This window comes from Azospirillum sp. B4, from assembly GCF_000333275.1.
Taxonomy (GTDB): Bacteria; Pseudomonadota; Alphaproteobacteria; order Azospirillales; family Azospirillaceae; genus Nitrospirillum.
In genome coordinates, this window is the sequence record NZ_BACU01000361.1 from 1 (window position 1) to 11,271 (window position 11,271).

10 protein-coding genes are annotated in these 11,271 nt (G+C 67.3%); 5 read left to right on the top strand and 5 right to left on the bottom strand.

Features of this window, described 5'->3' with window-relative positions; genetic code table 11:
• Positions 1-223: TonB-dependent receptor domain-containing protein (locus tag I55_RS15810; RefSeq protein WP_044561547.1), on the top strand; the 223-nt coding region annotated here is incomplete at its 5' end.
• Positions 224-525: 302 nt separating this feature from the next.
• Here the strand turns inward: I55_RS15810 and I55_RS15815 are convergent.
• On the bottom strand, positions 526-3,174 hold the full coding sequence (locus I55_RS15815) for a TonB-dependent receptor (RefSeq protein WP_044561548.1): 2,649 nt from the start codon (positions 3,172-3,174) through the stop codon (positions 526-528).
• 323 nt (positions 3,175-3,497) lie between these two features.
• A complete protein-coding gene (locus I55_RS15820; RefSeq protein WP_148293770.1) occupies positions 3,498-5,024 on the bottom strand; it encodes a cache domain-containing protein in 1,527 nt (508 codons plus the stop codon).
• A gap of 287 nt (positions 5,025-5,311) precedes the next feature.
• Between I55_RS15820 and I55_RS15825 the strand changes: the two genes are divergently transcribed.
• Entirely contained in the window at positions 5,312-7,036 is a 1,725-nt protein-coding gene (locus tag I55_RS15825; protein WP_252181171.1) for an ABC transporter substrate-binding protein, read from the top strand.
• Between the two features lie 69 nt (positions 7,037-7,105).
• On the opposite strand, the gene I55_RS15830 is transcribed toward I55_RS15825, so the two are convergent.
• The 3 genes from I55_RS15830 to I55_RS33150 are packed head-to-tail and all read right to left on the bottom strand — an operon-like array spanning position 7,106 to position 8,290.
• Entirely contained in the window at positions 7,106-7,513 is a 408-nt protein-coding gene (locus I55_RS15830) for a hypothetical protein (RefSeq protein ID WP_044561551.1), read from the bottom strand.
• 45 nt (positions 7,514-7,558) lie between these two features.
• Positions 7,559-7,765 carry a helix-turn-helix transcriptional regulator gene (locus I55_RS15835; protein WP_044561552.1) on the bottom strand — a complete coding sequence of 69 codons (207 nt, stop codon included), beginning with the start codon at positions 7,763-7,765 and terminating at the stop codon, positions 7,559-7,561.
• Positions 7,766-7,768: 3 nt separating this feature from the next.
• On the bottom strand, positions 7,769-8,290 hold the full coding sequence (locus I55_RS33150; RefSeq protein ID WP_049974187.1) for a DUF2975 domain-containing protein: 522 nt from the start codon (positions 8,288-8,290) through the stop codon (positions 7,769-7,771).
• Between the two features lie 429 nt (positions 8,291-8,719).
• Between I55_RS33150 and I55_RS15845 the strand changes: the two genes are divergently transcribed.
• From I55_RS15845 to I55_RS34525, 3 genes are all read left to right on the top strand, one after another.
• Positions 8,720-9,751: an SIS domain-containing protein gene (locus tag I55_RS15845; protein WP_044561553.1), complete on the top strand. Its 1,032-nt coding sequence runs from the start codon at positions 8,720-8,722 to the stop codon at positions 9,749-9,751.
• Positions 9,751-10,908: an N-acetylglucosamine-6-phosphate deacetylase gene (gene nagA / locus I55_RS15850; RefSeq protein ID WP_044561554.1), complete on the top strand. Its 1,158-nt coding sequence runs from the start codon at positions 9,751-9,753 to the stop codon at positions 10,906-10,908. The genes I55_RS15845 and nagA overlap by 1 nt, the downstream gene beginning before the upstream one ends.
• A 170-nt stretch (positions 10,909-11,078) precedes the next feature.
• The coding region (locus I55_RS34525) for a transposase (protein WP_044561556.1) at positions 11,079-11,271 on the top strand (193 nt) is incomplete at its 3' end.

Genomic DNA, 11,271 nt, shown 5'->3' on the forward strand with positions numbered 1-11,271 from the left:
CGTGCACCTGCGCTTCGCCGCCTACCAGTCGATGACCAATCCCAGCTTCAGCGCCCTGAACGCCTCGGGGTCATTGAGCCTGACCACCAACAGCAACCATGTGATCACCGGCGCCACCGCGACAGCGGGCAACCCGAACCTGAAGCCGCAGTTGGCCAACAACCTGGACGTTTCGGCCGAATGGTACATGCCGGACGGCCAGTTCCACGTCGCGGGCTTCTGAACCTCTTTTCCGGGTGCCAGCGGCACCGTTTCAGCAGTCAACCCGACCAGGGCCTCGGCCCCTGTCGTGGAACCCTTTTGTAAAGCAAGGACGGGAGGCCTTCATCCCGCCAGATCCCCCGGGAAAAAGGGGCCCGAACGCCCGCCCGGGCCCTTCTCAAGTTCGGGGAGATCGAGAGCACAAATCCGAAGACACACGCCCTCAAGGAAACAGCCCGTCGTCCGCGACGAAACAGCCGACGGGGTACTGGTGGTGGCCGGCGGGCAGGAACGCCACCGGCCACCACACACTCTAGGTAGGACTCAGTACTTGAAGCGGGCGCCGAAGTAGTACTGGCGACCGTTGTCGTAGATGGCACGCGGCTGATCTTTGTTGTTGGCGTAGTACTTCATCAGGCTGTCGGTGATGTTCAACGCCGAGAAGGTCAGCGTCACATAATCGCCCACCGGCACGTTGACCGAGGCGTCCAGGGTGCCGAAGTCGTCCTGGTTCTCAATGGTGCTGCGGTCCAGACCCACCACGAAGTGCGAGCGGAAGGTGTAGGACAGGTGGGCGCTGATCCAGTCGTTCTCGTAATAGCCGGTCAGGTTGTAGGTGTGGCGGGAGTTGCCGACCATGGGGGCGCCGTTCTCTTCGGTGCCATAGGCGTAGGTGTAGTTGGCCTGGACGCCGAAGCCACCATAGATCGGCTGCTGCACCGCCAGTTCAAAGCCCCGGTTCTTGGCCGAGGTGTTGAGCGGCGTGGTGACGATGTAGGTGTGGTTGGCCTTGTAGAAGTCCGAGTAATAGGTCTGCGGCGCCGTACCGAACGTCACGTAGGAGTTCATGTCGTTGTAGAACAGGGCGAGGGACAACAGCGACTGCGGCCCGTAATACCATTCAAGGGACGCGTCATAGTTGGTGGATTCGATGGGCTTCAGGTTCGGGTTGCCGCCCGAACCGGAGGAGGCCACGTCGTTCAAGCTGACCGAACCGCCCAGCGCGCTGTAGTCGGGCCGCGCCATGGTCTTGGCCACCGCCAGGTGGCTGATCAGATTGTCGGTGATCTCCAGCTTCAGGTTGGCGCTGGGCAGCACGTTCACGTAGTCGTGGCTGATGCTGGTCGGCACATAGGGACCGAAGGCCGAGGTGGTGATGGCGCCCGGCGTCGTCGATGTGGCGCTGACATAGACCAGGCTGTTGACGTTGGTGTCGACGAAACGGACGCCGAAGTTGCCCGACCAGCCGGCGCCGCCGACATTGGCCATGACATAGGCGGCGCTGTCGTCCTCGGTGACCTTGAAGGAACCCGGCCAGTAGTAGCGCGACACCGGGTCGTTGTTGCCGTAGGCGGCGTTGAACGCGGCGATCTGCTGTTCCGTCAGGCTCCAGATGTTGCTGAGGATGGGGCCGCCCAGATTGGCGCCGAAGTCGCTGGGGTAGGTGCCGCTGGAGCTGGGCGTGGCCGCCGCCCAGCCGTTGTTGATGCAGCAGCCGCCGTTGATCTTGAACTGGGTGTTGCGCTGATGCGCGGCATAGCGCACGCCGGCCTTCACCGAATCCCAGATTCCCGACTTGATATCGAACTGGGCGTCCAACTGGCCGTAATATTCCTGGTCCTGGGCCGTCAGCACGTCGTTCCAGGCCCAGCCCGTGGCGTAGTTGCCGTTCTGAGTGCCGGTAGGGATGCCGAACGCCACCGTCGCGGGGGCGGACAGGCCGTTCAGGGCATAGCTGGCCGAACTGGCGGCCACAGCCTCGTAAGCCGGCTGGCTGGGCGTGTCGCCCAGGCCGTAGGTGTAGCCGATCTTGCTGGTGAAGGTCAGGCGATCGGTCGCCTCATACTTCACGTCCGCGTCGATGTAAGAGGTCTCGGCCGCGGCGCCGGGCCGTGAGATCTGATCGTAGACGATGGCGTTGGGAACGCTGGGCGAGGTGGCGGAGGTCAGCGTTCCGTTCTTCACCGTATAGGCTGTGGGCACCGCCTGGTTGGTCCCGAAGATGGACGCGCCCCAGTACATGAAATTGCGGTTGGAGTTGTCGGCGTCCATGTGGGAGTAGAAGCCGTTGATGTCCACCGTCAGCTTGTCGGTGGGCGCGAACTCCACATCGACGTCGCCGCCCACGCGCTTGCGTTTCTGCTGGAACAGGGCGGAACCGATCAGCGTGGGATAGTAGACGCCGTTCAGTTCCGGATGCGCCTTGACGGCGGCGTCGGTCGAGGCGAACTGGGAATAGCCGAGGACTTCCTGGCCATCGCGACGGATGTTGCGTTCCTCATAGAAAGCCTGCGCGACGACACCGAAGGTGTTGGTCGGGTTCTTCCACGACACCATGCCGTTGATCTGCGGCGACGCCTTGCCCGCCTGGTCGGAATAGACGCCCTCGGCATCCACAACGGCGGTGAAACTCTTGCTGAAGTCCAGCGGCTTGCGGGTGACGATGTCGATGGAGCCGGCGACACCGCCTTCGACCAGGTCGGCCTGCTGGCTCTTGTACACCAGCGTCTTTTCCACGATTTCCGACGGCAGCAGCGAGAAGCTGACCGAGCGGCCGACAGTGGAATATTGATCCAGCAGGAACCAGTCGCCGGTGGCGACACCGTGGCCGTTGATGGTGGTGTTGGTCAGCGAGGGGCTGGAGCCGCGGATGCTGACGCGGTCGGCTTCGTCGAAGCCACCTTCACCGGAGGCGGCGGACTGGATCATGACGCCGGGCACGCGCTGCAGGGCGTCGGCCACGTTCTTGTCGGGCAGCTTGCCGATGTCCTCGGCGCTGACGACGTCGACGACGGCGTTCTGCTGGCGCTTGACGTCGATGCTGTCCTGGATGGACTTGCGGAAACCCGTGACCACAATTTCGTTGAGGCCGTCATCCGCCGCCGGCGCGTCGGCCGCATAGGCCGTGGCTGAAACGGCCAGCATCGCCACCACGCTGGCGGAGCCGCGCAGCATCTTTCTCCCAAAACCCATCAAACCCTCCTCTGGCCCATCTTTTCGTGTTTACCGGCGCGGCCGTCCGTCAGAACCCAACCGAGGGCGCCACGCCTGGAACCAGACACCGCCATCCCCTTTGCCCATGTGCCTCTTTGCCCATGTGGTTGCCCCTGTGGGAAGCCCGCTGGGACAACCCGGGGTGGCCGTGCGTTCCGGCATATCAGGCATGAGAGCGGGGCGGGGGCGAAAGGCCGGTTCCGGCAGAATGTCGAAAATGACGGCAAAACCGGGGATTTTGACTGTCAGAACCGGCGGAAACTGTAACATTACAATGTATTACTTATGGATTGCCGCCGGGCTCAAATCCGCTCGGCATGGCGCAGGTGCTGCTTCAGCCGGCCCAGGGCCTCGCGCACCCCCTCCCGCTCCGCCCCGTTTTCCGGGCAATGGCGCAGCACGAACTCCGCTGTGCGCACCACGTCGCGCCAGCGGGGGTTGCGGGGCAGCGTTTCCACCAGCAGGTATTTGTCCAGCGTGCGGGTCTGGAGCGAACTGCGGTCCATATAGACGCGCCACAGCCCGCTTTCCTCCGCCAGCTCGATCTTCCCCTTCCGTTTGCTGTGGTGCCAGAAGTCCAGCGCCAGGGTCATGACGTCGACGATGCAGCGGCGGAATTCCTCGTTGGCGTCCAGGTCGTTTGCGGGCTCGCCCTCCAGCGGGACCACAGGCGGCGGCGCCTCTACCACCGGCTCCAGCACGGGCGGCGCCATGACGGGAACCGGCGCCGGCGCCAGGAAAACGGCGGGTGCGGCCGGTACGGGCGGAGCGGCCGGCACCACCGGCGGTGCCGCAATCATGGATGGAGCTTGGCGACGGGCCTGGCGCCAGGTCCAGCCGCCGCCAGCGGCGCTGGCCAGCGCCAGCCCCCAGGTCCACCAGCCCAGCCAACCCGACAGCGCCCAGCCGCTGGCCAGCACCTGGAACTGCCAGGGCGATCCAGAGACGCCATAGATCCCACGGGGCGACAGGCCACGGGACGCGACCGGCTGATCCGCCGGACGGCCGTCGGCGTCCATCAGGGCGAAGCCGATGCCGGGCCGCGCCAAGGTGCCCAGCCGCCGGTCCACGGTCGCCAGCGGCAGGCGGAAGGCCACCACGCCCTCGACCGAACCGTGGCGCACCACCGGCCGGGCCACCAGCATGCCCACGCCCTCCGGCCCGTCGCCGGCGGTGGCGCCGTCCAGCTCCTTCGGCGGGGTCACCACCAGCACCTGGGTGGGGTCGTCCGCCTTCTGCAGCCGGGCCATGATCTCGCGGAACACCTCGCCCAGGGGGGTGTCGCGGGTGCGGGCGTCGTTCAGATCCTGGCCGAAGGCGCTGTCCTTGCGCAGGCTGTAGACCACGCGGCCCAGGCGGTCGATGAGGTAGAGGTCGTTGAAGACGGAAGAGCCGATCATGTCCACGAAACTGGCGTGGAAGCGGTCGTGCACAGCCATGTAGGGCGCCAGCGCCGAGGAGGCGCCCTGCTGCTGCGCGTCGCCTTGCGCGAAAGCGGTGCGCAGCAAGGCTGCGGCCCGTTCGGGATTGGGTGAGATCTGCGCGAAGGCGGAGGCGAAACCGTAATAGCGGCCAACGCTGTAGCCGATGAAGCTGGTGCTGGAATAGGCGGCGCTCTGGTCGCGCGCGGATTCATACAGGATGCCCAGGTCGTGGGCCGCCATGTCGCGGGCGGTCGCCACCGCCGTGTCCGTCCGGTCCATGACGGCATAGAGCGCCGTCAGGAGCGACAGGAAGAGCAGCACCCCAAGCGTGACGAGGCCGGCCGGCGCCCTGATAGCCCACCTCTCAAACCCGACCACCCCGATCACCCCCTGTTTTATTGGCATGGACAGGAATACATCCAAATCCACGGACATTACTGTTTTTAAATCGACTTTACCGGCGCGCGGCTGCGAGCATACCGTCAATTCCGTCAATCCGCAAAGCTGGCCTCGGCCGCCGACCGCGACCTGATGGCGGCGCCCTGACGGAACTGACGCGTTTGCGCCCTGGCCCCCCACGGCCGGGACGGCGACAGTGAAGGCACGACGGCGCGCCGGAGACCGGCTAGAGTCCAGCGGCGCTTCCGTCAGGGGGGCATACGGTGCACGTTTCGGTATGCTGGGGGACGGCCTTGATCCGACGTTTGGTTTCCACCACGGGTGTTGCTCTCGCCCTCGCCGCCACGGCGATGGCCGCACCCGACAGCCAACCGACCACGGCGGCGGCGTCCCCGGCGACGCTGACCGTGCTGGCCGCCATGTCCAGCGGCTGGGTGCGCAACTTCAACCCCTTCAACGAGACCAGCCGCCTGCCCAGCGTGCGCGAGTTCATCTATGAGCCGCTGGTGGTGTTCAATTCCATGTACGGCGGCCGGCCGGAATACCGCCTGGCCACGGACTACGCCTTCTCCCCCGACCTGTTGAAGCTGACCTTCAGGCTGCGCGACGGTGTGCAGTGGTCGGACGGCCAGCCCTTCACCGCATCGGATGTCGCCTACACCTTCGACCTGCTGCGCCGGTTCAAGGCGCTGGACACGCTGGACATGGGCAACCGCGTCGCGGCGGTGGAGGCGGTGGATGCCCACACCGTGGTGTTCACCCTGAAGAAGGTGAACACCAGCATCGTGTTCGAGATCGTGCGCGTGCCGGTGGTGCCGCGCCATGTCTGGTCCAGGGTCGCGGACCCGGTGACCTTCACCAACGACACGCCCGTGGGCACGGGCCCGATGACGGAGGTGAAGCGCTTCACCCCCCAGGTCTACGTGCAGTGCCGCAATCCCAATTACTGGGACGCCGCCGACCTGAAGGTCGACTGCATGAGTTTCCCCCAGGTGCGGGACAACGAACAGCTGCTGACGGCCGCCGCCGAGGGGCGGCTGGACTGGTTCGGCGCCTTCCTGCCGGATATCGAGCGCACCTACGTGGCGGCCGACCCCAAGCACCACCGCTATTGGTTCCCGCCGGGCGGCACGGTGGCCATCGACATCAACCTGAACAGTCCCAGCCGGGGCAACCGCGCCGCCTTCCGCAATGTTAATTTCCGCCGTGCGGTCAGCATGGCGGTGGATCGCCGCGCCATCGTCGACATCGCCGGCTACGGCTATCCCGAGGTCAACGAGTACGCCAGCGGCATCGGCCGAACCTACCAGGACTGGGTGAACCCGGAAGCCGAGCGCCAGTACGGCAAATACGCCCATTTCGACAAGAACGGCGCCCAGGCCCTGCTGGCGGAAAGCGGCTTCCGCGACGTCAACGGCGACGGATATGTCGACAACGCCGACGGCAGCCCCATCGCCTTCGACATCCTGGTGCCCACCGGCTGGACCGATTGGGTGAATTCCACCCAGCTGGTGGCGGAAAGCCTGAACGCCCTGGGCCTGAACGTCCGCGTCACCACCGTGGAACCCGCGTCCTGGGCGCAGAGGCTGATCAGCGGCGACTATGACATGGCCATCAACGGCCTGTTCCCGGGCGAGACGCCCTACCGCAGCTTCGACACCGGCTTCCATTCCCGCTACAGCGGCAAGACGCGCTTCGCCCCCACCCGCTTCACCGACCCGGATCTGGATGGCGCGCTGGACGCCTTCGTCGCCACCATCGACCCCACGGGCCAGCGCCGCGCCATGGACAAGGTGCAGATGATCGTGGCGGCCAACACGCCCTATGTGCCGCTGTTCAGCAACCCCACCTGGTACGAATACAACACCCGCCGCTTCAAGGGTTGGTTCAACGCCGACAACCCCGTGGCCCGGCCCGACGTCTTCGACGGCACGCCCGAACGCCTGCTGCACCTGCTGGCGCTGGAACCGGTGAAGGGCCAGTCCGCGGCGGCATCGGCAAACCCGGTGGCAGGGTGAAGCTGGCGGCCCCGCCGGCCGGCCGGCCACTCCGTGGAGGGTGGGAGCGGGCCCTCTGGCGGGCGCCGCTCAAACGCGCCGCCAGGGATCGGCCGCCCGGCGCACATAGGTGTCCAGGACATGGCGCCAGGGGACCAGGAAAGGGAAGACCACGGCGATCAGGCAGGCGCCCAACGTGCCCATGAAGTCATCATCCAGCCCGCCGTCCAGCCACAGCGGCAGGGCGATGCGCACCGTCCAGATGGTCTTCCACATCATTTCCAGCAGCAGCAGCGGCAGCATGGCCAGGGGATAGCGCAGGCCCAGCACGGCCAGCAGACCCAGCGCGCACAGAATGGACAGGGTGGCGCCGTGCATCAGCTCCAGCGCCGGTCCCCGCATCAGCAGCGTTGGCCACATGGTGGCACCGATGCCGGCCGCCAGCAGCAGGTAGCCAGCGCGCAAGGCGTTCAGACGGAAAACGGAAACGGACGGCATGGTGTCGATACTTTCTGGTCAGGGTCTTCAGGTGGCGGTTGAGCGTCAATCGCGCTCGAACGTGAGGATTTCGCCCGGCTGACAGTCGAGCACCCGGCAGATGGCCTCCAGGGTCGAGAAGCGAATCGCCTTGGCCTTGCCCGTCTTCAGGATGGAAAGATTGGCGAGGGTGATGTCGATCGCCTCCGACAGCTGGGTCAGGGTCATGCCCTTGCGGTCCAGCACGGCGTCCAGCGTGACGATGATGGGCATGGGTCAGATGGTCCCTTCCAGGTCGTCCCGCAGGGCCGTGCCCGCCGCGAAGATGCGGGCCAGCACGAAGACCATCAGCACGGCGATCCACCCCCCCGGCGACATGCCGGCATCGGGCGCCGCGTTCCCCAAGGCGGGAAAGGACCAACGGATCAGATAGCCCGGGATGTCCAGCAGCTGCAGGAACAGCAGCGCCCAGCCGATGCGACGCAACCGGTCGGCGTTCGCGGCGACGAAAGGATCGCCGGCGGAAACGCTGGCCACCATGGCGCCCAGCTCGCGCAGCAGAACGAACGCACCCGCCGCCATGGCCAAGCCCAGCACCAGCATCCAGCGGGCGCCGGCCGTCATCTGGGCGAGGTCGCCCCCCGCCCCCGCGCCCAGCAGCAGCGTGGTGAACCGGCCCGCCATCACCCAGGACGCGGCCAACCCCAGCGCCACGGCCAGCAGGAAGGCCCCGTTGGCGATCGACGCCACCCGCACGGCCAGCGCCGATGACCGGACCAGCTTGTCTCGATTGATCATGTTCCCTGTCTCCAGTAGAGTGCCCTTATTGAAAAACGATAAGAGCAGAGACGCGGGCCGTCAACGAGATTTATCGAATATCGATAAATTCCTTCCCGTCGGCAGCCCATCGTCAGCGGATCGGGAACGCTGGTCCGGCTGGCCCGACAACGCGCTTAAGCCCTTGTTCCCATGGGACCGACCCCTCACTTTTGACGGTTTAGGCGGTATTTGACGGACCCGGCGGCGCCATTCCGGCGAAGTTGCCGATGGCGTCATCTGCCGCCCTGGTCCGCATCTGGTATCATCCGGCCTCAAACACGGGCCCCCGGGACCGGCATGGCGGCGCGCCTCTGGAACTCGTCCGCTCCACTCCCGGGGCGACGCCGATGACTTCGTGGTGGAGCTGACGCCGCCGCCGCCCACCCCTTCAGACACGCAGGATCCGTCATGACCAAGCCGACCCCCTTGATGGCGATCGAGGCCGCCGAATCCGGTGCCGCCGCCGCCCGCCAGATCGCGCGCGCCGCCCCCCTGTTCCGCAACCTGGGCGCCCGCCTGCGCGATCTGAAGCCCAAGGTGGTCATCACCTGCGCCCGGGGCAGCAGCGACCATGCCGCCGCCTATGGCAAGTACCTGATCGAGACCCGCCTGGGCGTGCCCGTGGCCTCCGTCGGGCCGTCCGTCGTCTCGCTCTACAACGCGCCTTTGCAGATGGACGGCGCCCTGTTCGTGGCGGTGTCGCAATCCGGCCGCAGCCCTGACCTGCTGCGCCTGGCGGAAGCCGCGAAGTCCGGCGGCGCCCTGGTGGTGGGCTTCGTGAACGACGAGACCTCCCCCCTGGCCGAACTGGCGGATGTGTTCATCCCGCTGTGCGCCGGGCCGGAGAAGAGCGTGGCTGCCACCAAATCCTACCTCACGGCCTGCGTCGCCTTCCTGCAGCTGGTGGCCCATTGGCGGGAGGATGCGGGCCTGCTGGACACGGTGGCCAAGGTGCCCGGCTGGCTGGACACGGCCGTGGACCTCGACTGGTACCCGGGCCTGCGCCGGCTGGAGCTGGCGACCGGCCTCTATGTCCTGGGCCGGGGCATCGGCAGCGGGGCGGCGGCGGAAATCGCGCTGAAGTGCAAGGAAACCTCGCGCCTGCATGCGGAGGCCTTCAGCGCGGCGGAGGTGGTGCACGGCCCCTTCGCCCTGGTGGGCCCGGGCTTCCCCATCCTGGCGCTGACCCAGGACGACGTGACGGCGGAGGTGACGCGCGGAACCCTGGCCAAAGCGGCCAGCCTGGGCGCCCCCATCCTGGCGACCGAGGAGGGCATCGAGGGCGTGGAGGCCTTGCCCGTGGTGCCTGGCCTGCCGGCGGAGGTTGGCCCCTTGGCGGCGGTCGCCAGCTTCTATATGGCCATCCACAAGGTGGCGCGGGCCCGGGGCCTGGATCCCGACGTGCCGCCCAATCTGCGCAAGGTGACGGAGACGGTGTGATGCGGACCTTCTTCCACGGCTGCCCGGTTTTCACCGGCGACCAGACGCTGGACGACATCGGCGTGCTGGTGGAGGACGGCCGGGTGCTGGACCTGCTGCCCCAGCCGCCGGCTGCCGGTCCCGTGGAGACGGTGGCGCTGGAGCCAGACAGCCTGCTGGCCCCGGGCTTCGTCGACACCCAGGTGAACGGCGGCGGCGGCGTGCTGTTCAACGCGACGCCCACGGCGGAGGCGGCGCTGGCCATCGCCGCAGCCCACCGGCGCTTCGGCACCACCTCCCTTCTGCCCACCTTAATCACCGACGCCGCCGGCAGGTGGCGCCTGGCGGTGGACGCGGCGGCGTCGGCGGCCCAGGTCCCCGGCGGCGGGGTGGCCGGCATCCACCTGGAAGGTCCCTTCCTGAGCCTGGAGCGGCGCGGCGTGCATGAGGCGGCCTACATCCGCCCACCGACCGAAAAGGACATCGAATTCCTGGTGGGCCTGCCAGCGCGCTTCCCCGGGGGCAAGGTCCTGCTGACCCTCGCCCCGGAGGTGATGGACGACGCCACGCTGGCGCGGTTGGCCGAAGCCGGCCTTATCCTGGCCGGCGGCCATTCCGCCGCCAGCTTCGCCCGGACCGCCAGCGCCCTGGATCACGGCCTGACCGGCTTCACCCACCTGTTCAACGCCATGCCGCCGCTGATGAACCGGGAACCGGGCATCGCCGGCGCCGCCCTGGCGGGCCCACGCGGCTGGTGCGGCGTCATCGCCGATGGCGTGCACGTGCACGAGGCCATGCTGCGCCTGGCCCTGGCGGCCAAGGGGCCGGACCGGCTGTTCCTGGTGACCGACGCCATGTCGCCCACCGGCACGGATTGGACCCGGTTCCAGCTCTACGGCCACACCATCCATCGCCGCGACGGACGGCTGGTGACGGCGGATGGCGTGCTGGCCGGGGCCGACATCGACATGGCGGCGGCGGTGCGGGGGGCGGTGCGCCTGATGGGGGTGACGCATGAGGCGGCGCTGGCCATGGCCTCACGGGTGCCGGCGGCCTTCCTGGGTCTGGACGACCGGGGCCGCATCGCCCCCGGCGCCCGCGCGGACTTCGTTGAACTGTCGCAGGCGCTGACGGTGCGGCGCGTGTGGGGGGCCGGCAAAGGCAGCCCGTTGCTATGAGACTGAAATGGCCGCGGCATGCGTCTTTGACGCGTATCGCTGTAGGACGCGCCCTCGTTTTCGTAAGGGGGTCCGCCGGAGCTTTCCGGGGAGCATAGCGGACTGGAAAGCGAGGAAGCCAAGCCTGCGGATGCAGGCGCCCGGCAATTGAGGGCAAAAGGAAACGAACCATGAAACGGAATCACTCGGCGGAAGAAATCGCGCAGTGCTTGGCCAAGGCCGACAATCTGCTGGAGGGTGGGGCCAAGGTGGTGGACGTGGCCCGCATCCTGGGCATCAGCCGCATGACCTACTACCGCTGGCGCCGCGACCAGCCCGGCCGCAGGACGGGGACAACCTGCGCCGCCGCCTGTCGCGGCTGGA

What these genes read in the sequence shown, in the direction of transcription:
- I55_RS15830 (WP_044561551.1), bottom strand. Translation starts at nt 7,513, where the DNA reads ATGCCGTCCGTTTCCGTTTTCCGTCTGAACGCCTTGCGCGCTGGCTAC.
- nagA (WP_044561554.1), top strand. Translation starts at nt 9,751, where the DNA reads ATGCGGACCTTCTTCCACGGCTGCCCGGTTTTCACCGGCGACCAGACG.
- I55_RS15845 (WP_044561553.1), top strand. Translation starts at nt 8,720, where the DNA reads ATGACCAAGCCGACCCCCTTGATGGCGATCGAGGCCGCCGAATCCGGT.
- I55_RS15835 (WP_044561552.1), bottom strand. Translation starts at nt 7,765, where the DNA reads ATGCCCATCATCGTCACGCTGGACGCCGTGCTGGACCGCAAGGGCATG.
- I55_RS33150 (WP_049974187.1), bottom strand. Translation starts at nt 8,290, where the DNA reads ATGATCAATCGAGACAAGCTGGTCCGGTCATCGGCGCTGGCCGTGCGG.
- I55_RS15815 (WP_044561548.1), bottom strand. Translation starts at nt 3,174, where the DNA reads ATGGGTTTTGGGAGAAAGATGCTGCGCGGCTCCGCCAGCGTGGTGGCG.
- I55_RS15820 (WP_148293770.1), bottom strand. Translation starts at nt 5,024, where the DNA reads ATGCCAATAAAACAGGGGGTGATCGGGGTGGTCGGGTTTGAGAGGTGG.